At 69.4% G+C, this 24,351-nt stretch carries 19 protein-coding genes and 1 tRNA gene; 11 read left to right on the plus strand and 9 right to left on the minus strand.

Annotation, left to right across the window (positions count from 1 at the left end):
* The first annotated feature begins 94 nt into the window (after positions 1 to 94).
* Positions 95 to 1,351 carry a Glu/Leu/Phe/Val family dehydrogenase gene (locus ABJD39_RS12750; protein ID WP_348609314.1) on the plus strand — a complete coding sequence of 419 codons (1,257 nt, stop codon included), beginning with the start codon at positions 95 to 97 and terminating at the stop codon, positions 1,349 to 1,351.
* 288 nt (positions 1,352 to 1,639) lie between these two features.
* Here ABJD39_RS12750 and ABJD39_RS12755 read toward each other — a convergent pair whose 3' ends face one another.
* Both ABJD39_RS12755 and ABJD39_RS12760 read right to left on the minus strand, forming a co-directional pair.
* Positions 1,640 to 2,878 carry a mandelate racemase/muconate lactonizing enzyme family protein gene (locus ABJD39_RS12755; RefSeq protein WP_348609317.1) on the minus strand — a complete coding sequence of 413 codons (1,239 nt, stop codon included), beginning with the start codon at positions 2,876 to 2,878 and terminating at the stop codon, positions 1,640 to 1,642.
* 145 nt (positions 2,879 to 3,023) lie between these two features.
* On the minus strand, positions 3,024 to 3,248 hold the full coding sequence (locus ABJD39_RS12760; protein WP_348609320.1) for a hypothetical protein: 225 nt from the start codon (positions 3,246 to 3,248) through the stop codon (positions 3,024 to 3,026).
* Positions 3,249 to 3,440: 192 nt separating this feature from the next.
* Here ABJD39_RS12760 and ABJD39_RS12765 point away from each other — a divergent pair, with 192 nt between their 5' ends.
* Both ABJD39_RS12765 and ABJD39_RS12770 read left to right on the plus strand, forming a co-directional pair.
* Positions 3,441 to 6,407 (plus strand): FtsX-like permease family protein, encoded by a 2,967-nt coding sequence (locus ABJD39_RS12765; protein WP_348609323.1) that lies wholly within the window; start codon positions 3,441 to 3,443, stop codon positions 6,405 to 6,407.
* Positions 6,400 to 8,106, plus strand: coding sequence for a sodium/phosphate symporter (locus ABJD39_RS12770; RefSeq protein WP_348609326.1), 1,707 nt, complete (start codon positions 6,400 to 6,402; stop codon positions 8,104 to 8,106). Before ABJD39_RS12765 ends, ABJD39_RS12770 begins: the two co-directional genes overlap by 8 nt.
* Before the next feature lie 135 nt (positions 8,107 to 8,241).
* On the opposite strand, the gene ABJD39_RS12775 is transcribed toward ABJD39_RS12770, so the two are convergent.
* Entirely contained in the window at positions 8,242 to 9,168 is a 927-nt protein-coding gene (locus ABJD39_RS12775; RefSeq protein ID WP_348609329.1) for an NAD-dependent epimerase/dehydratase family protein, read from the minus strand.
* Positions 9,169 to 9,419: 251 nt separating this feature from the next.
* On the opposite strand from ABJD39_RS12775, the gene ABJD39_RS12780 reads away from it, so the two are divergent.
* Both ABJD39_RS12780 and ABJD39_RS12785 read left to right on the plus strand, forming a co-directional pair.
* Positions 9,420 to 9,953 carry an HTH domain-containing protein gene (locus tag ABJD39_RS12780; protein WP_348609332.1) on the plus strand — a complete coding sequence of 178 codons (534 nt, stop codon included), beginning with the start codon at positions 9,420 to 9,422 and terminating at the stop codon, positions 9,951 to 9,953.
* Positions 9,954 to 9,994: 41 nt separating this feature from the next.
* Positions 9,995 to 10,135, plus strand: a complete 141-nt coding sequence (locus ABJD39_RS12785; RefSeq protein ID WP_348609334.1) for a hypothetical protein — start codon at positions 9,995 to 9,997, stop codon at positions 10,133 to 10,135.
* Between the two features lie 93 nt (positions 10,136 to 10,228).
* Here the strand turns inward: ABJD39_RS12785 and ABJD39_RS12790 are convergent, their stop codons facing one another.
* Together ABJD39_RS12790 and ABJD39_RS12795 are read right to left on the minus strand one after the other, a co-directional pair.
* Positions 10,229 to 11,479, minus strand: a complete 1,251-nt coding sequence (locus ABJD39_RS12790) for an NAD(P)/FAD-dependent oxidoreductase (RefSeq protein ID WP_348609336.1) — start codon at positions 11,477 to 11,479, stop codon at positions 10,229 to 10,231.
* A 135-nt stretch (positions 11,480 to 11,614) separates the two neighbouring features.
* Positions 11,615 to 12,451 (minus strand): nucleoside phosphorylase, encoded by an 837-nt coding sequence (locus ABJD39_RS12795; RefSeq protein WP_348609339.1) that lies wholly within the window; start codon positions 12,449 to 12,451, stop codon positions 11,615 to 11,617.
* 149 nt (positions 12,452 to 12,600) lie between these two features.
* Between ABJD39_RS12795 and ABJD39_RS12800 the strand changes: the two genes are divergently transcribed.
* Complete coding sequence (locus ABJD39_RS12800) at positions 12,601 to 13,743, plus strand: serine hydrolase domain-containing protein (protein ID WP_348609341.1); 1,143 nt, start codon at positions 12,601 to 12,603, stop codon at positions 13,741 to 13,743.
* Between the two features lie 92 nt (positions 13,744 to 13,835).
* Positions 13,836 to 14,369, plus strand: a complete 534-nt coding sequence (gene msrA / locus ABJD39_RS12805) for a peptide-methionine (S)-S-oxide reductase MsrA (protein WP_348609344.1) — start codon at positions 13,836 to 13,838, stop codon at positions 14,367 to 14,369.
* A 54-nt stretch (positions 14,370 to 14,423) separates the two neighbouring features.
* Here the strand turns inward: msrA and ABJD39_RS12810 are convergent, their stop codons facing one another.
* Positions 14,424 to 14,777, minus strand: coding sequence for a CHY zinc finger protein (locus tag ABJD39_RS12810; protein WP_348609346.1), 354 nt, complete (start codon positions 14,775 to 14,777; stop codon positions 14,424 to 14,426).
* A 758-nt stretch (positions 14,778 to 15,535) separates the two neighbouring features.
* On the opposite strand from ABJD39_RS12810, the gene ABJD39_RS12815 reads away from it, so the two are divergent.
* Positions 15,536 to 16,846, plus strand: coding sequence for a cytochrome P450 (locus ABJD39_RS12815; protein ID WP_348609349.1), 1,311 nt, complete (start codon positions 15,536 to 15,538; stop codon positions 16,844 to 16,846).
* A gap of 46 nt (positions 16,847 to 16,892) precedes the next feature.
* On the opposite strand, the gene ABJD39_RS12820 is transcribed toward ABJD39_RS12815, so the two are convergent.
* The 3 genes from ABJD39_RS12820 to ABJD39_RS12830 all read right to left on the minus strand — a co-directional run bounded on the left by ABJD39_RS12820 (position 16,893) and on the right by ABJD39_RS12830 (position 20,571).
* Positions 16,893 to 19,319: a right-handed parallel beta-helix repeat-containing protein gene (locus ABJD39_RS12820; RefSeq protein ID WP_348609352.1), complete on the minus strand. Its 2,427-nt coding sequence runs from the start codon at positions 19,317 to 19,319 to the stop codon at positions 16,893 to 16,895.
* Between the two features lie 402 nt (positions 19,320 to 19,721).
* Positions 19,722 to 19,795: transfer RNA gene (locus ABJD39_RS12825), tRNA-Thr, on the minus strand.
* 29 nt (positions 19,796 to 19,824) lie between these two features.
* A complete protein-coding gene (locus ABJD39_RS12830) occupies positions 19,825 to 20,571 on the minus strand; it encodes a GNAT family N-acetyltransferase (RefSeq protein WP_348609355.1) in 747 nt (248 codons plus the stop codon).
* 82 nt (positions 20,572 to 20,653) lie between these two features.
* Between ABJD39_RS12830 and ABJD39_RS12835 the strand changes: the two genes are divergently transcribed.
* The 3 genes from ABJD39_RS12835 to ABJD39_RS12845 are packed head-to-tail and all read left to right on the plus strand — an operon-like array spanning position 20,654 to position 24,341.
* Positions 20,654 to 21,751 (plus strand): branched-chain amino acid ABC transporter permease, encoded by a 1,098-nt coding sequence (locus tag ABJD39_RS12835; protein WP_348609357.1) that lies wholly within the window; start codon positions 20,654 to 20,656, stop codon positions 21,749 to 21,751.
* Positions 21,748 to 23,469: a branched-chain amino acid ABC transporter permease gene (locus tag ABJD39_RS12840; RefSeq protein WP_348609360.1), complete on the plus strand. Its 1,722-nt coding sequence runs from the start codon at positions 21,748 to 21,750 to the stop codon at positions 23,467 to 23,469. The genes ABJD39_RS12835 and ABJD39_RS12840 overlap by 4 nt, the downstream gene beginning before the upstream one ends.
* On the plus strand, positions 23,466 to 24,341 hold the full coding sequence (locus tag ABJD39_RS12845; protein ID WP_348609362.1) for an ABC transporter ATP-binding protein: 876 nt from the start codon (positions 23,466 to 23,468) through the stop codon (positions 24,339 to 24,341). Before ABJD39_RS12840 ends, ABJD39_RS12845 begins: the two co-directional genes overlap by 4 nt.
* The last annotated feature ends 10 nt before the right edge of the window (positions 24,342 to 24,351 follow it).

Raw genomic sequence — 24,351 nt, forward strand, 5'->3', positions numbered from 1 at the left:
CGATCGTGAGCGATATCGGTATATTTGTTTGTGAATTGGTTGGTTCGCCCGGGCGTCGGTAGACATAACCGCCGACCGCCGGAATCGGGGCACTATGACGACCGAAGCCAATCCATTCGAGAGTCTTCAAGAGCAGATCGACGACGCGGCGGAACACCTCGGTGTCGCCGACGACGTGCTCGAACGACTGAAACACCCCGAGCGGGTGTTGGAGCTGAACCTCTCCGTAGAGATGGACGACGGTTCGCTGGAACGGTTCCGCGCGTTCCGGTCGGAGTTCAACGGCGACCGGGGTCCGTACAAGGGCGGTATCCGCTATCACCCGGGCGTCACCCGAGACGAGGTGAAGGCGCTGTCTGGATGGATGGTGTACAAATGCGCCGTCGTCGATATCCCCTACGGCGGCGGCAAGGGCGGGATCGTCGTCGACCCGGCCGACCACTCCGCCCCGGAGATCGAACGCCTCACTCGATCGTTCGCGGAGGAACTGCGCCCGTTCATCGGCGAGGACAAGGACATCCCGGCGCCCGACGTGAACACGGGCCAGCGGGAGATGAACTGGATCAAGGATACCTACGAGACGCTCGAGAACACGACCGAACCCGGCGTCGTCACGGGCAAGTCGCTGGAGGCCGGCGGCTCCGAGGGCCGCGTCGAGGCGACGGGTCGGTCGACGATGTTCACTGCCCGCGAGGCGTTCGACTACCTCGACAAGGACATCGAGGGCGCCAGCGTCGCCGTGCAGGGATACGGTAACGCCGGCCACATCGCGGCGTACCTCATCGAGGATCTCGGAGCGGATATCGTCGCCGTCTCGGACTCGTCCGGGGCCGTCTACGCCGAGGACGGGCTCGACGCCCGCGAGGTGAAAGCGCACAAAAACGAGACCGGTTCCGTCTCCGGCTACCCGGACGCGGACGAGGAGTTCACCAACGAGGACCTCCTCACGCTCGATGTCGATCTGCTCGTCCCCGCCGCCTTGGAGAACGCCATCGACGGCGACCTCGCCCGCGACGTGCAAGCCGACGTGATCGTCGAGGCCGCAAACGGACCGCTCACTCCGGAGGCGGACGACGTGCTCACCGACGCCGACGTGCACGTGTTCCCGGACATCCTCGCGAACGCCGGCGGCGTCACCGTCAGCTACTTCGAGTGGGTGCAGAACCGCCAGCGCTTCTACTGGACCGAGGAGCGCGTCAACGAGGAACTCGAGCGCCACATCGTCTCGGCGTTCGATGACCTCACCGAGTGCTACGAGTCGCTCGATCTGCCGAACTTCCGCACGGCGGCATACGTCCTCGCCGTCCAGCGGGTCGCGGACGCGTTCACCGACAGCGGCAACTGGCCGTAGTCGGTCACGCGTTCGTCATCCCGATTCCGATGGCCGGCGCAGTCCGCTCCCCTATCCCGTCGCGTTCTGCCGATCCGGGTCCTTCCTGTTCCATGGCGCGGTGACGTTGTCAGGGTGTTCGACGCGGGCGTTCGGGGGCGCGGACGGCGGGTCCGCGGCGACGGGCGGGACACGGACGAGATCCCGTCGGTCGACGACCCCACGTTCGTCACCGCGGGGGACGCCGCGCTGGCGAACGACGACGTGGTGTTCGACTACGAAAATCAGAGAGTTTCGAGTTCGATCCGACTACGCCTCATCGAACAGGGTCTCGCCGTCGACCATGTGCTCCTCGACGGTGTCCATGTCGAGCGTGACGCCGATCCCGGGCTCCTCGGGGATCGTGATGTAGCCGTCCTCGATCACGTCCTCCTCGACGAGGTCCTCCCACCAGCCGAGCTCGTAGGAGTGGTACTCGACCGCCAGCGAGTTCGGGATCGCCGCGCCGACGTGCGCGCTCGCCATCGTCGCCACCGGCGAGGAGACGTTGTGCATCGCGACCGGGACGTAGTACTGGTTCGCCACGTCCGCGATCTTCCGGGTCTCGCGCATCCCGCCGACCTTCGGCATGTCGGGCGCGATGATATCGACCGCCTGATTTTCGATGAGCCGGCGCTCCTCGGTCACGCGGTAGCGGTTCTCCCCGACGGCGATCGGCGTGACCGTGGACTTGGTAACTTCTTCTTGCACCTTGAGGTTCTCCGGCGGGACCGGGTCCTCCAGCCACCACACGTCGTACTCCTCGATGGCGTCGGCGAGGCGCTTGGCGCTGCCGCCAGAGAACGTCCAGTGGCAGTCGAACGCGACGTCCGCCTTGTCCTTCACGCGCTCGGTGACCGCCTCGACGATCTCGACCTTGTGGCGGATCTCGCCCGGACGGAGGTGACGGTTCGCGCGGTCCTTCTCGAGACCCGACGGAACGTCCAGGTCGAACTTCAGCGCGTCGTAACCCAGGTCCTCGACGACGCGCTCGGCCTCGTCGGCACAGGCCTCGGGGTCCGCCTCCTCCTCGGTGTGACAGTCACAGTACACGCGCATCTCGTCGCGGTACTTCCCGCCCAGCAGCTGGTAGGCCGGGACCTCGAGGATCTTGCCCGCGAGGTCGTGTAAGGCGACCTCGATGCCCGAGATGGCGGAGACGGTCACTCCTTCGACCGACCCCTCCCCGGACATCTTCTGGATGAGGTGCTCGTACAGCCGGTCGATATCGAGCGGGTTCTCCCCGACGAGGAACGGCGTCATCCGCTCGATGAGTTCGGGAACGCCCGCGCCCCAGTACGCCTCTCCAGTGCCGACGATGCCTGCGTCGGTGTACACGCGCACGAGCGTCCACGGGAAGTTCCCGTCGACCATCGTGCACTGCACGTCCGTGATCTCGACGTCGCGGCCGCCGCCCCGCTTCGCCGTCACGCCCATCGTCTCGGCGGACAGCTCCCGCATCGTGTACTCCGCGTTCGGGTCGTGGAGCGAATCGTAGTTTCTGCTCATGAGTGGTCGTTTACTCGAATCAGTGTAAAGGTTATGAGGGGCGCCACCGAAATCTGCACCGTCGGTCCCGCTCGGCTACTCGACGAGGACGGGCGCACTCGGCGTCAATCCCCGGGACGGTTCCAGCGACGGTGTGGAGAGCGGCTCATCGACCGCCGGCGGACCGGACCAACTCGACCGCCCGGTAGGAGCCGTACGAGAGGCCGACGAAGCCGAGGACGAATACGACCGCGCCGGCGGCGAGGCCGTAGTCGCGCCAGACGACGTTGACGAGCACGAGCAGCAGGTAGACGAACCCCGCGAGCGCGGGGATCCCGAGGATCGCCGCGAGCAGCGACTTAGTGTCGTCGTACGGGCGGCGGCTGGACACGAGCGGCGTTCGGAGCGCCCGGCTCAAAACCCCGTCGGACACGGCTCCGGGTACCAGTTGGAAGTGTTCGCTCCGGGTACCGGTCGGAAGTGTGAAGCTTTTTGCGTATCTGCGACAGCGTCACTCCCAAGCAACGCTCGCTGTGTCGCGCGGACGGCGTCGCGCCCGCCCGCGAGCATCGTCCATTCCCTGATGTCCTACCGCCGCATCCTGATCGGTCGTTGGTCCAGACGCGATCGGCTGGCGATCCTCGTCGTGGCGGCCGGTGTGGCGTTCCTGTGCGGCACGGCGCTGCTCGTCATCGTCGCGGGCGGACAGACGACCGCGCTCGCCGCGGAGTACGGCAGCGGCGCGGCCGTCACGACGCACTCGACTGTCGACGCCGCCGTCGGGATGGCCCCGGAAAACGCGACGATCATCCCGTTCGCGCTGGCGCGCGGGGAGGGTGGCCGCGAACGGTACGTCCTCGCCAGACCGGATCGCCCGGATCCGTCGGCAGCCGAGTTCGCCGGCGGCACCGGCGTGACCCTCGCGGCACTCGACAGGCCAACCGAACGGACCCTCGAGGGTGATGACGGGCGAGTAACCGTCCGTGTCGCCCCCCGCGGCGGCTCGCCGCCCGTCCCGGCGAGTTGGTACGTGGCGAACGCCTCGACCGTCGAACGGCTCGGGGTCGACGGCGCGTTCGTGATCCGCTCCGTCGAAGACGGGTCGATTCCGAGTATCGGCGTTCCGCTGCGAACCGCGCTGGCGTTCTTCACCCTGGGTACCCGCGAGGCGCTGACCGCCCTGAGTACTCTCGTCGTCGGCAGCGGCGTCCTGATCGGCGTGGTCGTCCACAGCGTGACACGGATGACTATCCGCGAGCGCGAGGCGACGATCCGGACGATTCGCGCCACCGGCGCCCAGCGGACGACGATCCTCGCGCTGTTCGGCGTCCGCGCGACACTGCTGTCGGCCGCGGGCGCCGCGCTCGGCTATGCGGCCGGCGTCATCGGCGTCAACGCGGCGGTCAGTGCCGCCGTGTTCTTCGGGCTCCCGACCTCGCTGTCGCCGACCCTGACGCCGGCGGCGGCGAGGGTGATCGCCCCGATCCTCCTGACGGTCGTCCTGTTGGGCGGTGCAAGCGGGGTGCTCGCGGCCGTCCCCGTCGTTCGCGGCGCGACCCTTCGTGGCGACACCGACCGATCGGCGGGCGACGAGGGGCGTCCGTTGGCGCGGCTCCGGTCGATAGCCGCGCCGACGCTGCTCGACGGGCGGACGGCCGTGCCGACCGCCGCGACGCTCGCGGCGTTCGTGGCCTTCGTCGTACTCGTGGGATCGATGGCGGGCGTCATCGCGCCGCTGTCGGGGGGCGAGGGCGCGACCGTCACCGAGCCCGGGTCCGTGCATCCGATCGCGAGCACCGTCCCGGCGACGTACGCCGACGCGCTCCGCGACCGGGGGATCGCCGCCAGCCCCGAGCTGCTCCTGTTCGAGGTGCGAGACGGCCGGACGTACACGGTCCGCGGCGCGGAGTTCGCGGCGTTCGCGTCCGTCACCGACGCACGGATGGTCGCCGGCGACCGACCCGCGACCGGCGACGAGGCGGTGATCGGCGCCGATCTGGCGCGGACGATGGACGTGGAGATCGGCGACCGCCTGACGCTCGGCGGGACGACCCGTCCCGGGCTCGCGCGCGTCGAGGTCGTCGGCGTGTTCGCGGCCCCCGGTCCGTTCGACGACCAGCTGTTGGTTCCCCTTTCGACCGCGCGCGGCCTCGCGGGGAAGCCGCCGGGGACGGCACAGTTCATCCGCGCCGAGCGACTCCCGGAATCGGGGCTCGACTCGCGGTCGTTCCGCGTCACCGAGGTTCGTGTCCCCGCCAGCGCGGCGCCGAACGCGACCGTCGAGGCGACCGTCGTCGTCGAGAACCGCCGCGAGGACCGAATCAGGGTTACGGTTCCGATCGCCGTCGGCAACCGGACGGTCGAGCGGAACGTGACGCTCGATCCCGGCGGCGACGCGAGGATCCGGATCCCCGTTGAGACCGGCGATCCCGGCGATCTCACCGTCGCCGCCGGCGAGATCGAGCGGACGATCCGGGTCGGAAACGAAACGGCGGGGGGACTCACGCTCGGGCCGATCCCCGAGCGCGGACCGCCGAACGCGACGCTGCTTGTCCGCGTTCGTGACGCCGACGGCGACCCGGTGGCGAACGCGACGGTGACGGCCGACGGCCGGAACGCGACGACGAACGACGTCGGCATCGCTCGGGTGTCGACCGGGGAACCGGGACAGCTCTCGATCCGCGCCCGTGCCGGAGATCGGACCGGACAGGCGACGATTCGCGTCGCCGCCGACGCGACTCGCCGGCCGATCGCGTCGCTCGCGGTTCGCCCCGAGTCGCCCGACCTCCTCACGCGGCCGACGGTGACGGCGACGCTGTCGAACCCGTGGTCGCACCCGCTCCGGGACGTCGCCGTCGCGGTCGCCGGACCCGGCGGCCGGACGGAACGAACGGTCGCGCTCGACTCCGGGGCGACCCGAGAGATCAACGTGCGCCTCCCGCGACAGCCGCCCGGACGCTACGAGGCGACGCTTCGAATCGACGGCGAGGAGACGGCGGTCGAGCGCTTCCGGGTCACCGGCGACGAGCGGGTTGCGGCGGCGCTCGCGACCGGTGGCCGCGCGGGAACCTCGGGGATCGGACGAGCCGTCGAGACGGCGTTCGGCAACCTCCGACTCGTGTTCGGAACGGTCCTCGTGCTGGCGGCGGGGCTGACCGTCGGCGGCACGACGGCGACGTTCGCGCGGGCCGTCCACGGTCGCCGGGAGACGATCGGGATCCACCGCGCGACCGGCGCCTCGCCGGGCAGGGTGCTCGGGATCGTCCTCGGCGACGCGCTTCGGATCGGAACGGCCGCGACGCTCGTCGCGATCCCCGTCGGCGTCGCCGGCCTTCGCGTCGCGGGGCACCTCGGCTACCTGACGGTGTTCGGCGTCCGGATACACGCGACGGGTTCGCCGACGCTGCTCGCGGGGGCCGCCCTCGGCGGGCTGTCGCTGACCCTGGTCGGCGCGGGGCTGGCGACCGCCACGCTGCTACGGCAGCCGCCGTCACGGCTCGTCCGCGGCGAGTCGGCGACGGGGCCGCCGACGGAGGGTCGCGATGGGTGACCGTCCCGATCGCCGGGTTCTCGCGATCATCGCGTGTTTCGCCGTGGGCGCCGGCACCAGGATGGCGCCCCTGTGGTGGAGCCCGCTCCCGGCGACGCTCGACGGGATCGTCTACGCGAAGCTGGCGAACGCCGTCCTCGCGGCGGGGCACATCGAGCTCGTCGGCTTCCGCGTGGACGCGCTGGCGTCGACGGCGCTGTTGTCGACGGGAAGCCTCGTGACCGGCGCCGCGCCGCTCGGGCTCGCGCAGCCGTTGTACGCGCTGATGGGGTCCGCGGGGGTGCTGCTCGGCGCGGTGTTCGCGCGGCGGCTCGGCGCGAGCCTCGGGTGGCCGCGTCGCCGCCGCGGGCGTGCGGCGGTGCTCGCGGCGTTCGCGCTCGCCGTCGACGGGGTGTTCGTCCGCCGGACGGGCGTCCCTGACGACGACGCGATCACGCTGGTGGCGATCCCGCTGGTGGCGCTGGCGGCGCACCTGTACGCCCGCGAGGAGCGGCCGGCGTGGCTCGTCGTCGCCGGCGTCATCCTCCTCGTGCTCCCCGTGACCCACACCTTCAGCACGCTGGTCGCGGCGCTCGTGTTGATCGGGCTGCTCGCGGGGCACCTGATCGGGCGACCGCTGACGCGCGGCCGGCTCGTCGTCGCCGGGCTCTCGCTCGCCTTCTGCGGGTACTTCGTCGCCTACTACACGCTCGCGGCGTCGACATCGCTGACCGTTCCGTACGTCGACCGCGTCCAGTCCTCGCCCGGACTGTTCGCCGCGTGGCTCGTCGTCCTGATCGCCGTGGTCCCGTGGTACCAGCGGACGACCCGCCGGATGCGTCGGATCGTCGCGATCGTTCCGCTGGCGTTCGTCATCGCGGCGATCGCGGTCAACGCGCGGACCGTCGTCTTCCCGGGGACCGCCGCGACGCCGCGGGTCGTGCTCCTGTTCGTCGTCCCGTTCGTGGTTCCGGCGGTGTTGGCGGCGGCCGCCGGGCACCGGTTCGGGCGGACCGGGCCCGTCGAGGCGCCCCTGCTCGCGCTGTTTCTCGCGCCGGTGGTGGTGATCTGCTTCTCGTTCACCGCCGGGCTCACGCCGGAGTACTTCGCGACGGCGCTGCGCGCGCAGACGCACGTCCACCTTCCGGTGCTCGTTCTCGCGGCCGCGGTCGCGTCCCGGCTCGACGCTCGCGATCTGCTCGGCGGCATCGTCGGCGACGATTCCGAAGCGGTCGGCGACGCGTTCGGGTCCCTGCGCCCGGTCGTCGCCGCGGCGCTCGTCGTCGCGATGGCGGCGACGCTCCCGGTCGCGTACGTGAACCTCGACACCGGCTCGTATCCGAGCACGACGACCGAGTCGGAGTTCGCCGCCGGCACCTTCGCCGCCGACCGGGTCCAGGGGACGTGGACCAGTTCGCATACCGGCGTTCGGGTTCCGGGGAACTACTACGGGGACGTGAACGCGACGGTGGGGCCGACGGCGTCGTGGCTCCGCGGCGGACCGTCGCCGGCGTGCGCGGTCGTGTCTCAGCGCTCGTGGACGACGACGGGCGCGCACCTGTTCCCGGCGGCGCCGGCGACGATCCCGCCGGCCGGCTACGACCGCTGGCTCGCCCAGCGCTCGCTCGTGTACGACGCCGGCGGGTACGACCCGGTCGTCGTGACTGTGCCGTCTCCGATCGGTGGGTCGGGCGTCGATCGGATCGGCGGCGCCTGCTGACCAGAACTCCGTCACAAACCCCCGATACTCGCACGTCGGTCGTCGTTCACGGTGGGTGGTTCGCCGCCGAAGGATCCGCAGCGGCGGCCGCGTCGACGGCGACCGCGACGGGTCGACTACTCCTCGCTGGGTCGACTACTCCTCGTCGAGGTACGGCGCGCACACGCGCCGGACACCCTCCGCGAAGTCGACCTCGGGCTCCCAGCCGGTCGCCTCGCGGATCCTCGAGATGTCCGCGCAGGTGTCGTGGACGTAGTTCTCCAGCGGGATCGGCTCGTACTCCGGCTCGACGTCGGTGCCGAGCGCGTCGTTGATCAGCTCGATCATCTCGTTGAACGAGTAGGGATCGCCCGTTCCGAGGTTGTACACGCCGGCCAGCTCGTGGTCGGCGATCGCCTCCAGCCCGCGGACGATGTCGTCGACGTGCGTGAAGTCGCGCGTCTGGGAGCCGTCCCCCCACAGCACCGGCGCCTCGCCGTTGGCGATGTCGTCGGTGAACTGCGAGACGGTGTTGGCGTACTCGCCTTTGTGCCCCTCGGCGCCGCCGTACCCCTGATACACCGAGAAGAAGCGCGCGCCGGCACAGGCCAGATCGTCGTAGAAGTCGTTGTAGTACTCGGCGTAGCGCTCGCGGCCGAGCATCGACGCGTCGTACCCCGTCGACGCCTCCAGTTCCATGTCCTCGGGACTGGGCTCCGTCCGGCTGCCGTACGCCGAGGAGGTCGAGGCGTACACGACCGTGTCACAGCCGTCGTCGCGGGCCTGCTCGACGACGTTGACGAACCCCTCGATGTTGACGCGGGCGCCCTGCCGGGGGTTCTCCTCGAGCATCTGCCGCGAGGACAGCGCCGCGAGGTGGAACACGGCGTCAACGTCCGTCGGGAGGTCGTCGTCGAGCACGTTCGCCTCGACGAATTCCACGTCCTCGGAGAGGTTCTCGGGCGTCCCGAGATAGCCGTTGTCGAGCGCGATCACGTCGTTGCCGGCCGCAGCCAGCGTGTTCGCGAGGTTCGAGCCGATGAACCCCGCGCCGCCGGTGACCAGCACGCGTGCGTCGTTCATACCCGGCGTGGGTCCCCCCGGCCCAAAAGCCGTGTCGGTTGACTGATGTTCTGCCCGGGGTTCGACACGGGTCACCGAATCGACGACCCGAGGGCCCGACCGAGGATCGGACTCTGATCGGGAGACTGTGGCGGCCTCCGGCCGGCCGAACCGTGCGTTCCGTCGGTCGAACTGACCGCCTCCGTGCGGATCACCCTCGCGGGTGGTCCGGGTCCGTGGTTTTAAGCGGGTTCCCGGACGACCATGAACAAATGTCGTCCATCGAGCTCACAGACAGTCAGCGGAAGATCCTCAACGAACTGGTGAACCTCTACCGCGAGGAGGAGGACGCCGTCAAGGGCGAGACGATCGCGGACGCCGTCGGCCGCAACGCCGGCACGATCCGCAACCAGATGCAGAGCCTGAAGGCGCTGCAGTTGGTCGAGGGCGTACCGGGGCCGAAGGGCGGGTACAAGCCGACCGCGACCGCCTTCGAGGCGCTGGACCTGCAGAACCTCGACGAGCCCGCGTCGACGCCGCTGTTCCACGAGGGCGAGCGCCTCGAGAACGTGAACGTCCAGGAGATCAACCTCACGTCGGTCCACCACCCGGAACTGTGCCGCGCGGAGATCCACGTCCAGGGATCGGTACGCGACTTCCACGAGGGCGACTCCGTCAGCGTCGGGCCGACGCCGCTGTCGAAGCTCGTTATCGACGGGACGGTCGACGGGAAAGACGACACCGCCTCGGTGCTCATCCTCAAGCTCGACGGGATGGAAGCGCCGTCGGAACCGCCCGAGCACTGATCGCGAACCGACGGGGAGCACTCGCCCTGAGGTGATCACGGATGACGGACGAACGGACTACCGAGCGAGGATCGAGCGGGCTCGAACGGATCCGCGAGCGAACGCGAACGGCCGTGCGGTTCGTGGCCGACGTGCTGCGCGGCCACGCCCGGAGCCGACATCTCGACAACCGAGAGAAGTAACATAACTCCGCGGCGACGGCGGCGTGGCTGGCGAACGAAGTGAGACGCGAGAACGAACGGCGCTACGCGTCGGCGGTGACTATCCTTCCCGGGTTACATGTCGTTCCAGGCGTTGAGCGCGCGCCCGTACCCGGAGACGTCGGCGATCCATCGGGTCGCCACCCCCTTCTTCAGCGCCTTGGCGGCCGGGCCGCCGAAGGTGTTGATCGGGACCGTGAACCCCGGCGCTTTCACGTCGTGGGCGACCGCCTCCTCGCCGATGGAGATGAGCGTCCCCTTGTCCTCGTGGCGCCACGACTTCAGCGGCGCGCCGCGCACGGCGCGCGCGAGGTTCTCGCCGGCGACCTCCGCGGCCTGCCAGGCGGCCTGCGCGGTCGGCGGAGCGACGTCGTCGTCGCCCTGGTCGACGAGCGCGGTGTCGCCGATGGCGAACACGCGGTCGTCGCTCGTCTCGAACGTCGACTCGGCGTACACGCGGTTGGAGCGCTCGTCGGCGTCGAGGTGGAAGTCCTCGACCTCCGGCTGGCCGGTGATGCCGCCGGTCCACAGCAGCACGTCGTAGTCCATCACGAGGTCGTCCGAGAAGTCGATGTCCTCCTTCGCGGGCGCGTCGCCGTCGCCGTCCTCGCCGTAGTACTCCTCCTCGGCGCCGCCGAGGTAGACGGCGTGCTCGTCGACCTTCGAGATGAACTCGCCCGTCGAGACGGCGATGTCCTTCCCGTCGAGGCGCTTCCGGATGGCGCCCTGCACCTCGGGGTCGTTGTTCGGGAACACGGAGTCGAGCCCCTCGACGATCTCGATGTCGATGGGCGCCTTGTGGTCGTCGCGGTACTCGGCGATCTCGCCGGCCGACTGGATCCCCGAGAGGCCGGCACCCCCGACCAGCACCGTCGCGGGGTCGGTCGTCGTCGCCTCCTGCCCGGCGGTCTTGACGGCCTGGTGGATCTCGCGGGCGTCGTCGAGCGTCTTGAGGGTGAGCGCGTGATCGCGCAGCCCGTCGATCCCGAAGAACGCCGTCGCCGAGCCGACGCCGACGAGGAGGTAGTCGTAGTCGATCTCGTCGCCGTCGCGGGTATGGACCACACGCTCGTCGGTGTCGACCTCGGTGACGCGACCCCGAACGAAGTTCGTGTCGTCGCCTTTGATCTCCTCGACCGGGATGGCGACCTTGGACTCGACCTCGGGCTTGCGGATGACCCGGTGGGCCTCGTGGAGCACGAGGTGGTAGTCGGTGTCCGACACCCACGTCAACTCGGCCTCGTTCGGTTCGATCGCGTCCTCGAACGCTTTCACCGTCCCGGCGCCGGCGTACCCGGCTCCGACGACGACGACCTGCTGACTCATGGGCAGGTGTTCCCGGGCGGAGGATAAATGCGTGTTGAAACCGCCAGCAGCGGGCGATTCGGGCTGTCGCCGTTCCCGCACGGCTGCTCGGGGCCGCGCGTGGGCGCCGGCGGACGCGGAGCGCGGCGTACCCGACTACTCCAGCGACAGGCCGGCGTGCCAGCGCTCGACGCCCGCCTCGCGCTTCACCTCGTCCATCCGCGCGAGCAACGCGGCGGCGAGGCTGGCACACTCGACCGCCCGCGACTCCCCCTCCGTACGGAACTCCCCGGTGACGCGGTTGGCGTACACCGCGCAGACGGCGCCGGCGCGGAGGCCGTACACGTTCGCGATGGTGAGGATCGAGGCGGCCTCCATCTCGATGTTCTTGACGTTCGCCTCGCGTAGCTCGTCGACGAGCGCGTCGCTGCCGGCGGCCTCGAACCCCTCGAATCCGGGACGGCCCTGGCCGGCGTAGAAGGAGTCGGCCGACATGGTGATCCCGACGTGGTAGTCGTAGCCGAGGCGCTCGGCGGCCGCGACGAGCGCGGAGACGACCTCGTGGTCGGCGGCGGCGGGGTAGTCCTCGCGGACGTACTCCTTGCTCGTGCCCTCCTGGCGGACCGCGCCGGAGGTGATCACTAGGTCGCCGACCTCCATCCCCTCCTGAATGGCGCCGCAGGAACCGACGCGGATGAAGGTGTCCGCGCCGACCCGCGCGAGTTCCTCGACGGCGATGGCGGCCGAGGGGGAGCCGATCCCGGTAGAGGTGACCGAGAGGGACTCGCCCTCGTAGGCTCCGGTGGCCGTGCGGTACTCCCGGTGGTAGGCCTTCTCGTCGTGGTCGTCCCACAACGCGGTCACCTTGTCGACGCGCTCGGGGTTGCCGGGGAGGAGGACGGTGTCGGCCACGTCGTCGGGACCCACCTCGATGTGGTACTGGACCTCGTCGTTCGGGTCCTCGCTGTCGTCGCCGGGGTCGCGATCGCTCATGTCCACGCCCTTCTTCGAGCCCCCTTGTAAGTCCGCTCGTTTCCCGCGGCGACGCGCCCGCCGGTCCACCGACATCGATCCCCCGCCCGGATCCCGTCGTCGCCCGCCGGCTCCCGTCGGTTTTTGTCCCGGCGCCGGAACCGACCCGTATGGAGTTTCCCGACGCCGGCGACGAGGGATTCGACGCCACGGACCCGGAGGCGGTCGGTCTCGACCCCGACGCGGTCCGCGACGCCGTCGAGTTCCACCTGACGACCGGCACCCCGCCCGAACAGGTCGCGTACGATTTCTCGAACCAGGAGCCGTGGGACGAGTCCGAGGGGAAATTGGGGTACACGCTCGGGCCGATGCCGGAGCGCCGCGGCGGCCCCGCGGGACTGATCCTGAAGGGGGGTCGGCTCGTCGCCGAGTGGGGAGACACTCGCCGCGTCGACCACTCCTTCTCGGTGGCGAAGTCGTTCCTCTCGATCGTCGCGGGCGCCGCGTGGGATCGCGGGCTGTTCGAACTGGACGAGCGCGTGGCCGAGAGCCGCGGCCACGCGGACGACGACGGCTTCGACGCGGCGCAGAACGCGCCCATCACCTGGCACCACCTCCTCCAGCAGACCAGCGAGTGGGAGGGCACGCTGTTCGACCGCCCGGACAGCATCGACCGCAACCGGGGCGTCGGCAAGACCGGCGGTCCGGAGAAGGGCGAACACCGCGACCTGGAAGATCCGGGGACCCACTGGGAGTACAACGACGTGCGGATCAACCGCCTCGCGCTGTCGCTGCTGCGCCTGTGGGCGAAGCCGCTCCCGCGTGTGCTCGCCCACGAGGCGTTGGATCCCGCCGGCGCGACGCGGACGTGGGAGTGGTACGGCTATCACAACTCCGACGTAGAGATCGAGGGTCGAACGATGAAATCGGTCTCCGGCGGCGGCCACTGGGGCGGCGGCTTCTGGGGGTCGGCTCGCGACCTCGCGCGGGTGGGTCACCTCCTGTTGAATCGAGGTCGGTGGGGGGATCAGCGGCTCCTCTCGGAGGAGTGGGTCGAACACGCGACCGAACCCTGCGAGGTGAACCCGAACTACGGCTTCCTCCTGTGGCTCAACACCGACCGGACCCTATGGCCGTCGGCGCCCGAGTCGGCCTACGCGATGCTCGGGCACGGGCAGAACGTCGTCTGGGTCGATCCCGAACACGACCTCGTGGTCGTGCTCCGCTGGCTCGCGCTGTCGGACGACCGCGCCGAACGAGAGGACCTCCCAAATCAGGACCGCTTCCTCCGGCGACTGCTCGGTGGACTCTGACACGCCCGACGACGTGACGGGCGGGGACTGATCGATCGCCCGGGGTCGTCACGGACGGCAGGTACATACTGCTCGCGACCGTGATCACGGCTATGACAGAGACGGCGACGTTCGGCGGCGGGTGTTTCTGGTGTATCGAGGCGGCGTTCGAGGAGATCGACGGCGTCGACGGCGTCACGTCCGGCTACGCCGGCGGCCACACCGAGGACCCGTCGTACCGCGAAGTGTGCTCGGGTTCGACGGGACACGCGGAGGTCGTCCAGGTTGCGTACGACCCGGCGGTCATCACCTACGAGGAGCTGTTGGAGGTGTTCTTCACCGTTCACGACCCGACGCAGTTGAACCGGCAGGGACCGGACGTCGGGACCCAGTACCGGTCGATCGTGCTGTCTCACGACGACGAACAGCACGAGATCGCGGCGTCGTACATCGAGGCGCTCGACGAGGAGGGCGGCTACGACGACGACGTGGTCACAGAGCTCGAGCCGCTGGAGACGTTCTACCGCGCGGAGGAAAAACACCAGGACTACTTCGCCAAGAACCCCAACGACGCCTACTGCTCGATGCACGCCCAGCCCAAGATCGACAAGGTGCGCGAGACGTTCGCCGAGAAGATCGACGCGTAGGCTCGCCGGGTGGGACCGCGGCTCCGACTGCAACCCCGTTCGCTGAGGCGCCGCCTACGAACGATCAGGCTCGATGCCCTCGAAGTACCGGTCGTAGTGGGCCGCGCAGCCGGGGTTGAACGGGGCGTCACACGCCGGACAGGCGAACTCGGCGTCGAGGTACTCCTCGACCGACAGCGTCGACCCGCAGACGCCACACAGCACCGCTGGGTCGTCGAACCGGTCGCGCGGCCACGGCTCGGGGTCGTGGTCCGCGAGCGCGTCGTGGCACTCGGCGCACGGAACGAACCGCTCGCAACAGCCGAACCGCAGGGCGATCACGTCCGTCGGTCCGTCGTAGTGGACGCACTGGGTGTCGGGGCCGACATCGACGCCGCGGACGGTCGTGCCGTGGATGTCCCGTCGCACGCGGTACGACGGGGGCGGACGCGTCAAAATCGTTCCGTCACGGTCGCATCCGCGTCCAGGTAGTACAATCCGCACCAGAGTTGACGAACCCGCTCCCTCCCGGTTGCGGCGCGTCTCCGCGGTTATGCGGCACGTTACAATGCCCCTCGCGCCACGTTCAACAGTCGCTCGCGGCGGTGTGCCCCCGCACCGGCCGCGAGGACCCCCGGCGACCACCCGGGCGGTTCGGACCCGCCGGCGGTCGCGACTGGCCCAGCATGGACACCACGGACCCGGACCCCCGGTCCAGTCATCCATTTTTGTTGTGACGACACTGTGACCCAGCTGTGTCAACGGTCGGAACACACAGGTAGTCCCACCACAGCGCACACGCCGACCCCACGGACGAACCGAAATCGGTCCAGATCCGGGGATATACGGCCGATAACAATAGTCGGGTCCACCGTCGGGTAGACCACTCGCAGACGGGGTTCGTCGCCTCCCTCGACGCGAGTACCAGACGAGCCGCGCTCGGCATCGGTGGAATCACGCGCCTGCCGACGCCGCTCGGACGGCTGCCGAACGCGCCCCCCACGCCGACGGTTCGCCATCGCATCGCACCGACCCCGACCGCGCCTTCGGGCGCAGTCATCCGGTTTCGGCCCCACGGGTGGGCCCGACCCACCCCACCCGTTTTTTCGCTCCGCCGGCGCCCGAACTCGACAGCGCCGGCCGGGCCGTCCGATAGCTTTGTGAGTGGCCCGCCGCCGATCGAATCCATGTCGGAACGAGGGGACCTCCCGCCGTCGCCGCCGGGGGTCCCGGTGTTCGGAAACGCCGTGCAGTTCGTCCGCGACCCGTTCGGGTTCGTCCGCGAGTCGGCCCGGACGACTGGCGACGTGTTCCGGATGCGGTTTCCCGGGACGGACGTGTACGTCCTCGCACACCCCGATCACGTCGAAACAGCGCTGCTGGATCGCGAGTCGTTCGGAAAGCTCGACGACTTCTCGATCGCGTTCGGGGACGCGCTGCTCGCGGTCGAGGGGGACCGCTGGCGGCGACAGCGCCACGCGATGGAGTCGTTCTTCGGCCCGACTCGGGTCCGCGAGCACGCGGACACGATGGTCTCGCTGGCGGGCCGGCGGGCCGATCGGTGGACGGACGGGTCGACGGTTCGGATCGACACGGAGATGCGGTCGCTCGCGCTCCGGAACCTGTTCGAGGTGGTCCTCGGCTACGCGCCGACGGCCGACGAACTCGACGAGCTCGCGGAGACGGCGCACGCGCTGAACCTCTGGTTCGAGCCGAGCTCGTGGGTACTACCCGCGTGGGTCCCGACGCCGGCTCGGCGGTCGTTCCGCCGCGGCGTCGCCGAGATGCGCGACCACGCGCGATCGCTGCTGGCCGAGGGAGGCGACGAACCGGGGGACGGGAGCCTGCTCGCCAGACTGGCGGCGTTGCGCGACGACCCCGACTCGGGGTTCGACGAGGCGGAAGTGCTCGATCAGGTCGTCGGGATGGTGTTCGCGGGCCACGAGACGACGGCGCTGTCGCTGACGTTCGCGCTGCATCTGCTCGGCGCCAACCCCGCGGTCGCCGAGCGTGTGTCCGACGAACTCGACGAGACGCTCGACGGCCCGCCGTCCGCGGCGGATCTCGAGGAATTGTCCGTCCTCGACCGCGTGATCCACGAGACGATGCGGCTGTACCCGCCGGTCCACGCGATCCCGCGCGTCACCGGAGCGCCGGTCACGCTCGGCGGACACACGATCCCCGCGAACGAGACGGTGTTGCTCAGCACGTGGTGTCTACACCGCGACCCGCGGGTGTACGACGACCCCGAGACGTTCGACCCGACGCGGTGGGAGTCGACGACGCCACGAGAGCGGGGCTACGCGTTCGTCCCGTTCGGCGGCGGCCCGCGGATCTGCATCGGACGACACCTCGCGGAGCTGGAGCTGAAGGCGACGCTGGCGGAGGTGTGTCGACGGTATCGGATCGACGCCACGGGATCGCTCGACGTCTCGCCACAGATGACCACGCAGCCGGACGGGCCGGTGACGATCCGGGTCAACGACCGACGCCGCTGATCCCTGTCTGCGGCCTGAGTTCGGAGGCCTCCGCGGGAGTGGCTGTCTAGTCGTCCGCTTCGGGCGTGGACGTCTCCGTTCCCGAATCGTCCGCCTCCGGCGTGGACGTCTCCGTTCCCGAATCGTCCGCTTCGGGCGTCTCGGTTTCCTCGTCGGTTCCCGGGGCTGCCGTTTCGGTCGCGTCACCGTCGGGTGTCTCCGTACCTGTCTCTTCGTCCCCGGATGTCGCCGTTCCCGTCTCGGTTTCCTCCGGCGTCGCGGTCCCCGTCCCATCCCTCTCCGGTGTCGCAGTCGGGGTCTCGGTCTCGTCGCCTTCCGGCGTCGCAGTCGCGGTCTCGGTTGCGCCCTTGTCCTCGGAGTCGGGCGGCGATTCGAGCGGGACGAGGACGCCGCCGGCGTCGACCATGGCCGTGAACTGTCCGTCCGTGGCGGTGCCGTCGGCGACGCGGCTCCAGCCGTCGCCGTCGTACCGCCAGAGGTCGACGGCCTCCGCGTCGGCCGCCCCGTCGAGTTCGAACGAGAGGTCCGCCGGAACGATCGCCCCGGAGACCGACAGCGCCTCGCTCGCGACGGGAGTCCCCGGCGGGTCGCCGGGGAGCGAGGCACGGTCGACCGTGGCGAACTCGAACCGGTCGTCGCCGTTCAGGCCGAGGTCCGCGACGCCGTCGACGAACGAGACGGTCACGGCGTCCCCGACCGCGACCTCCGTCACGCCGAGTTCGCCGCGCTCGACGCTGAGTTGCGCGTCGTCGTTCCCCCGGAGCGCGACGCGCTCCAGCCGGTCGCCTCCGGGATAGTCGCCGACGACGCCGGGGGCGGCGTTGTCCTCGATCGTCGTGTCGCGGATCACGTTGTCGCCGCTGTCGGAGAACGCGATACCGGGGCCGCCGTTGTCCGCGACGACGCTGTCGACGATGCGGTTGTCCTCCACGTCGGTGCTGAGGCGGATCGCCGCACGATCGTCGCCGTCGTCGCCGTTGCCGACCGCGCGCACGTCCGAGAACGTGCTCCGGCCGACGTTCTGTGCGAGATAGAGGCCGTGCGCGTCGTTATCCTCGACGTCAAGCCCGCGCACCTCGATGTCGTACGTCTCCCACAGCAGGAGGCCGACGCCGTTGTCGCTCGCGGTCACGTTCCGGAGCGTCGAGTCGTCCACCTCGTTGAAGGAGATGCCCGCGCCCGCGTTGCCGGAGGCGTCGACCTCGACGAATGTGAGGCTCGTCCCGGTCGCGTCGAACGAGCCGGCCTGGACGCCGGTGTCGAACTCCGTGACGCGCACGTCGCGCACCGTCACGTTCGTCAGCGGATCGCCCACGTCGCCGCTGCGGGGAGTCCCGTTGAGCACGAGGAGGCCGACGGAGTCCTCGCCCCCGTCGCCGACGATCGAGTTCCCGTTCCCCTCGAGGACCACGTCCGGGGCGCGAACGTGGAGGCAGACCCCATCGTCGTCGCCGTCGCCATCGCCGTCGGCCTCGAGGTCGTCGGTCACCTTGTACCGCCCCGGTTCGTCGACGACGGTACAGGCGTCGATCTCGCGGGCGGGCGCGTCGTCGGGCTGATCGGGGGTGTCGTCGGGCTGATCGGGTGCGTCGTCGGGCTGATCGGGTGCGTCGTCGGGCTGATCGGGTGCGTCGTCGGGCGTCCCGTCAGGCTGCTCCGGGTCCTCGTCGGGCTCCGGGGTCTCGTCAGGCTGCTCCGGCGTGTCCGTGGACGGTTCCGTCGTACTCTCGGGCGTCTCGGTGTTGTCCTCCGGAGGGTCGGGATCGACATCGTCGGATGGTCCCGATTCGCCGTCGTCAGGAGTACCTACTTCGCCGTTGCCGGACGGTCCCGCTTCGCCGTCATCCGACGGATCTGCCTCGCCGTCGTCCGGCGGGCCCGCTCCGTCGTCGCTATCGTCGGGCGGGGCGCCGTCCTCGTCTACTCCGCCGCCATCGGCCTCGCCGTCGCCGACGGCGGTCGGGAGGTCGCCGGTCACGTCCTCGTCGTCCAGTTCGATCCGGTACGGCGAGACGTTTCCGAACACCTCCACGGAGCGGACCTCGCCGCTCACGACGTAGGCGTCGCCCGCTCCGTTGCCGGTCGCGCCGGCGATCGTGACCGTTCCGTCGCCGTTGTACCGGATCGTGTCGTCGCGGTCGGCGGAGTGGCCGTCGACGACCGCCGATGTGGCGTCGCCCTCGACGACGATCCGGTACCTGAACCGGTCGTCCTCGGCCGCGATCACCGCGAGTGTCGACGTGTTTTCGTCGGGGAGGCCGCCGCGGTTTGCGTCCGCCTGGACGGCGTCGAGGTCGGCAAGCGCGGAGCCGCCATCCCCGTCGAACCCGAGCACGCCGGATCCGAGGTTCTCGACGGTGTCGGTGCGTTCGACGACGCCGGAGACGCCGACGGTGCCCGCCGCGAGCACGACACTGAGCAACACCACCGTGACGATCACGACAGTCGACCGGACGGGAGCCTCACCGGTCATTCGTTCGCCCTCGCCGTTCGTGTCCCCGACGGGGACCCGGGTCCGTTGCTCCCGACGGGCGTGAGGGAGCGAGTCCGCCCTCGGGTTGCGTTCGGGCGGTCGGACGTGTCAACAAATATTCGCGTACTCGGTCGGTTCGACGGTGTGTCCGAATGCGGCATGATAGTGTCGCACGCCCGACCGCGGACGTGTCTGATTCAGCGTTCGAAACGCCGATGAAAAGTTATGACACTGATACGATACGGTAGGTCGACCCGACTGGAACAGCGTCACTCGAAACGCGAACCTACCGAGATAGGGAAGAGCAATCCGCGGGGGACGAGAGCGTGGTCGATCCCGCCGCCGCTTCGGGTATGGTAGTCCGAACCAGTTGTTACTCCCGAGTGCGAAGCGGTATCCGAAAGCCGGGGGCGGGATTCGAACCCGCGAAGTCTCGATTACAAGTCGAGTGCATGCACCGCCCATGCTCCCCCGGCGCGTACTGGGGACGTACTGCGTCCTCCGTTTAATCGCTATCGCTTCGATCCCCCTGGACGGGCTTCTCCAGTTCGACTCGGTGGGGATGATACCCGTGTCGCTGGTAGAACCGTCTCGCATCCTCGTTGTCGGCCATCGCCTCCAGCGCGACCACATCGACGCCGGCGTCGGCGAGCGCCGACTCCGCGGTCGCGAGCAGCCGCGACCCGACACCGGCGCCGCGGTGTCGCTCGCGAACGAAGAGGTTGTACACGACCCCGCGGGTTACGTCGAGGTCGTAGCGACCCGACTCGACGCCGAACGTGACGAACCCGACGATCGTCGGTGCCTCCGATCCCGACGAACCGGTGGTCGCGTCAGCGGCGTCCGGATCCGTCGCGTCCGAGTCTCCGGGTTCCGAGTCCGTGGATTCCGGATCCGGGGCCCGAGCGACGACGAGCCCGTCGGTGACGACCGCGCGCGAAACTGCGTCGGCCGCATCGGGGCGGTTCTCCGCGGCCACGAGGTGTGTGCCGTAGGAGCGCTGCCCTTCCGCGAGGGCGACCCAGAGGTCGACTACTGCGTCGACGTCGTCCATCGTCCCGCGTTCGAGCGTGACGCCGTCGCCTCCACTCTCGCTGGGCCCGTTCTCGCCGGTTCCGCTCTCCCCGGACCCGGTTCCACCGCTGTCGAGTCGGAAGCGGTCGCGCGGGTCGGCGTCCGACGGATCGACGGGCATCCGATCGATCGGGACGGTCGCGTTCGGCTTGGCCCTTGTGCCCAGCCCGCCCGTCATGTCGGATCGACGACGCTGTGCTGCGGGTGAGAGAATGGTTAAGTGCGTCGGGGTACCTCACGAATCGTGAGAAGGAATATCAATGGGCATTAGCGAAACGTACTCACGCGGCAGAGACCTTGCCGTCTCACGGCCGTCCGTCCTCATCGTCGCCGGCATCGTCGCGCTCCTGGTGTTCGATCTGGTCCGCCAGATCACGACGCCCGGGGGCCTCTCGACCGCCCAGCTCGCCGGGTTCCTGTGGGACGGGCTCGTGGTCGGGCTCTCGATCGGGCTGGCGGGCGTCGGGCTCTCGATGACGTACAGCATTCTGAACTTCGCGAACTTCGGCCACGGCGACTACGTCACGTCCGGCGCGTTCGCCGGCTGGGCGGTGACGTGGCTGTTCGCCGGCGCCGGACAGTTCGACTTCACGACGCTGCTGTTCATCGGCTCCGTCTCGACGAGGGACCTCGGTGTGTCGGCGTTCGCGACCCCGCTCGCGATCGTCGCAGGGCTGATCGTCGCGGCGGCCGCCACGATCGTGCTCTCGCTCGTCATCGATCGTCTGGTGTACAAGCCGATGCGCGACGAGGGCGGGATCTCGCTGCTCATCGCGTCGATCGGCGTCGCGCTAGCGCTCCGATACGTGATCTACATCGTCTTCGGGCAGCGCACCCGCGGACTCACCGACGCACAGTCGGTGCCCCAGCTCGCGCTCGGCGGCGGGTTCGAGGTCGGCGGGCACGAGGTCACGCTCGTCGTCATCGCGGCCGGGCTGATGCTCGCCGTGCACCTCCTGCTCCAGACGACGAAGCTCGGGAAGGCGATGCGCGCGATGGCCGACAACGAGGACCTCGCGCGCGTCACCGGGATCCCGACCGAGCGGGTCGTTCAGTTCACCTGGATCATCGGCGGTGGCCTCGCGGGCGCCGGCGGGTTCCTCATCGCGCTCGAGCGCGGGGCGATGAACTTCCAGTTCGGCTGGGTTCTCCTCCTGTTGATCTTCGCGGCGGTGATCCTCGGCGGTATCGGCTCCATCTACGGCGCGATGTTCGGCGGGATCACGATCGGCATCGCACAGAGCATCTCGCTGGTGTGGCTTCCCAGCGAGTTCTCCACGGTCGCCGCCTTCGGCGTCATGATCTTCGTGCTGTTGTTCAAGCCGGACGGCCTCTTCTCAGGGGTGACCACGGCGTGAGTTCTCCGACGGAGTCGGTCGACGCGACCGAGGACGCCGCCGGCAGCGACGCCGGCGACGACGTCGAGCGGGATATTCCCGGTTGGACCCCCTATCGCGAGTGGTTCCGCGACCGGTTGAGCGAAGGCGGCGCCACCGCGTGGGCGACCGCGCTGGGTCACCTGCTGGTCGGGGGCGTGCTGTTCGCGCTCGTAGCTGGCTTCGATCTCGGAACGCTCCCGATCGGCGGGAGCCTCGTCTGGTTCGTCTACCTCTCGATCACCGTCGCGGTGCTGTACGCCGCCACGGCACCGCCGGCCGAGCCGTACGTCACGTGGCTCGAGGACCGCTGGATGGAATCCGACGCCGACAAGCTGCTCATCATCCTCGGTCACGTCGTCGTCGTCTTCTTCGTGTTCGCGGTCGCGCTCGGGCTCCCGTTCAACGGACTCATGGGTGCGCTCGGGTCGGTGCTGTTCTTCACTGCCGTGTACGCGATGATGGTGTTGGCGTTGAACCTCCACTGGGGATACGCCGGGGTGTTCAACATCGGTATTGCCGGGTTCATGGCCGTCGGCGTGTACGTGATGGCGATCCTTTCGTCCTCCACCGAAGCCGGCGCGGCGTCGGTGCCCGGACTGGGGCTGCCACTTCCGATCGGTATCCTCGGGGGCGTACTCGCCGCCGCCTTCGTCGGGCTGGTCGCGGCGCTTCCGGCACTCCGGCTGCGGGCGGACTACTTCGCCATCGTCACCGTCGCACTCTCGGAGATCATCCGGCTCACGCTCAACTCACGAACGCTGCAGGAGTTCACGATCGCGGGTGTCACGACAGGGACCGGCGGCGCGACCGGCATCACGATGCCGGGCAACCCGATCAGGCTCCTCTTCTACGAGGGGTTCGGCGCCGGCGCCGAACCCGCGCTGCTGGGATCAGTTCTGTTCCCGCTGTTTCGCGACCTCCGGATCGAGCTGATCCCGCCGGGATCGTCGTGGCTCGGGGTCGTCTCGCTGCCGGCGTTCACGCTCGATCTCGCCGTCCAGCCGTCGGTCATCAACAACTGGGCGTACGTCGTCGTGCTCGCGGGGTTCGTCGGGCTGTTTTACGTTCTGCTCGTTCGCACGGGGAACTCCCCGTTCGGCCGCGTGCTGAAAGCGATCCGCGAGGACGAGATCGTCGCCAAGTCGCTCGGGAAGGACACGAACCGCTTCAAGATCATCGCGTTCATGTTCGGCTGTGGGCTGATGGGGCTGGGCGGCATCCTCTGGCAGGGGAGCCAGGGGTTCACCAATCCCGGCGCGTTCCGGCCGATCATCACGTTCTACATCTGGGTCGCGCTGATCATCGGCGGCGCAGGTTCTAACACCGGGAGCGTCCTCGGCGGCGCGCTGTTCGCGGGCGCCCTCTGGGAAGGTCCGGTGTACGTTCGGCGGGTCGTCACCAACTACGTCGATTTCGGGGACACCCCGAGCACGTTCCCGGGAGCGGTCGCGCCGTTCGTCGAGGGCGAGGTGCTCCCGTTCCTCGCGTTCATGCTCGACAACGTCTCGGCGCTCCGATTCATCCTCGTCGGCGTCATCCTCGTGATGCTGATGCAGCGGCGTCCCGAGGGACTGCTCGGCCACCGCAAGGAGGAGGCGGCGGCGATCCCGCTGACTCGTCCGGGCGGCACGTCCGCCGGCGGCGACGCGGTCGCGGACGGCGGGCGTGACGCCGCCGACGACGGAGGTGCGCGATGAGCGCCGAGGACGCGGCCGACCGGCCGGACGGCGACGCGATCGACGGCGACGCCGCCGACGCGGAGTCGTCGCAGGCGACCGCACAGGGTGCGCGCGACGTCGACGAGCATCCGCTGGTCGTCGAGAACCTTCGCAAGACGTTCGGCGGGATCACCGCCGTCGACGACGCGAGCTTCTCGGTCGCCGAGGGGACGCTCACCGGGCTGATCGGCCCGAACGGCGCCGGGAAGTCGACGACGTTCAACTGCATCACTGGCGTGCACAAGCCCACTTCCGGGCAGGTGACGTTCCGCGGAACGGACATCACCGGAATGGCGCCCCACGCCATCGCCCAACAGGGGCTCGTGCGGACGTTCCAGATCGCCCGCGAGTTACCGGAGATGACCGTGCTGGAGAACATGATGCTCGCGCCGAAGGGGCAGGTCGGCGAGCGGCTCACCAACGCGGTCGTGCCGGGGCTGCGCGATCGCGTCGTCGAACAGGAGGAAGAACTCCTCGAACGGGCGTGGCAACAGCTGGAGTTCTTCGAGATCGACCACCTCGCCGAGGAGTACGCGGGCAATCTCTCGGGCGGTCAGCGCAAGCTGCTGGAGATGGCGCGCGCGCTGATGACCGACCCGGAGATCGTGCTGCTCGACGAACCGCTCGCCGGCGTCAACCCGACGCTGGAGGAGAAGCTGCTCGACCGGATTCACGAGCTCCGCGAGCGGGGGAACACGTTCCTGCTCGTGGAACACGACATGGACGTCATCATGGACAACTGCGAACACGTCATCGTCATGCACCAGGGGTCGGTGCTCGCTGAGGGCACCCCCGAACAGATCACGAGCGACGAACGCGTCGTCGAGGCGTACCTCGGAGGCGACGTATGAGTGGTGCGGG

Source organism: Halobaculum rarum (genome assembly GCF_040025155.1).
Lineage (GTDB): Archaea > Halobacteriota > Halobacteria > Halobacteriales > Haloferacaceae > Halobaculum > Halobaculum rarum.

Excerpts from the sequence above, each read along its gene's own strand:
- ABJD39_RS12750 (WP_348609314.1), top strand. The coding sequence starts at position 95 with ATGACGACCGAAGCCAATCCATTCGAGAGTCTTCAAGAGCAGATCGAC.
- ABJD39_RS12755 (WP_348609317.1), bottom strand. The coding sequence starts at position 2,878 with ATGAGCAGAAACTACGATTCGCTCCACGACCCGAACGCGGAGTACACG.
- ABJD39_RS12765 (WP_348609323.1), top strand. The coding sequence starts at position 3,441 with ATGTCCTACCGCCGCATCCTGATCGGTCGTTGGTCCAGACGCGATCGG.
- ABJD39_RS12770 (WP_348609326.1), top strand. The coding sequence starts at position 6,400 with ATGGGTGACCGTCCCGATCGCCGGGTTCTCGCGATCATCGCGTGTTTC.
- ABJD39_RS12775 (WP_348609329.1), bottom strand. The coding sequence starts at position 9,168 with ATGAACGACGCACGCGTGCTGGTCACCGGCGGCGCGGGGTTCATCGGC.
- ABJD39_RS12780 (WP_348609332.1), top strand. The coding sequence starts at position 9,420 with ATGTCGTCCATCGAGCTCACAGACAGTCAGCGGAAGATCCTCAACGAA.
- ABJD39_RS12785 (WP_348609334.1), top strand. The coding sequence starts at position 9,995 with ATGACGGACGAACGGACTACCGAGCGAGGATCGAGCGGGCTCGAACGG.
- ABJD39_RS12790 (WP_348609336.1), bottom strand. The coding sequence starts at position 11,479 with ATGAGTCAGCAGGTCGTCGTCGTCGGAGCCGGGTACGCCGGCGCCGGG.
- ABJD39_RS12795 (WP_348609339.1), bottom strand. The coding sequence starts at position 12,451 with ATGAGCGATCGCGACCCCGGCGACGACAGCGAGGACCCGAACGACGAG.
- ABJD39_RS12800 (WP_348609341.1), top strand. The coding sequence starts at position 12,601 with ATGGAGTTTCCCGACGCCGGCGACGAGGGATTCGACGCCACGGACCCG.
- msrA (WP_348609344.1), top strand. The coding sequence starts at position 13,836 with ATGACAGAGACGGCGACGTTCGGCGGCGGGTGTTTCTGGTGTATCGAG.
- ABJD39_RS12815 (WP_348609349.1), top strand. The coding sequence starts at position 15,536 with ATGTCGGAACGAGGGGACCTCCCGCCGTCGCCGCCGGGGGTCCCGGTG.
- ABJD39_RS12820 (WP_348609352.1), bottom strand. The coding sequence starts at position 19,319 with ATGACCGGTGAGGCTCCCGTCCGGTCGACTGTCGTGATCGTCACGGTG.
- ABJD39_RS12830 (WP_348609355.1), bottom strand. The coding sequence starts at position 20,571 with ATGACGGGCGGGCTGGGCACAAGGGCCAAGCCGAACGCGACCGTCCCG.
- ABJD39_RS12835 (WP_348609357.1), top strand. The coding sequence starts at position 20,654 with ATGGGCATTAGCGAAACGTACTCACGCGGCAGAGACCTTGCCGTCTCA.
- ABJD39_RS12845 (WP_348609362.1), top strand. The coding sequence starts at position 23,466 with ATGAGCGCCGAGGACGCGGCCGACCGGCCGGACGGCGACGCGATCGAC.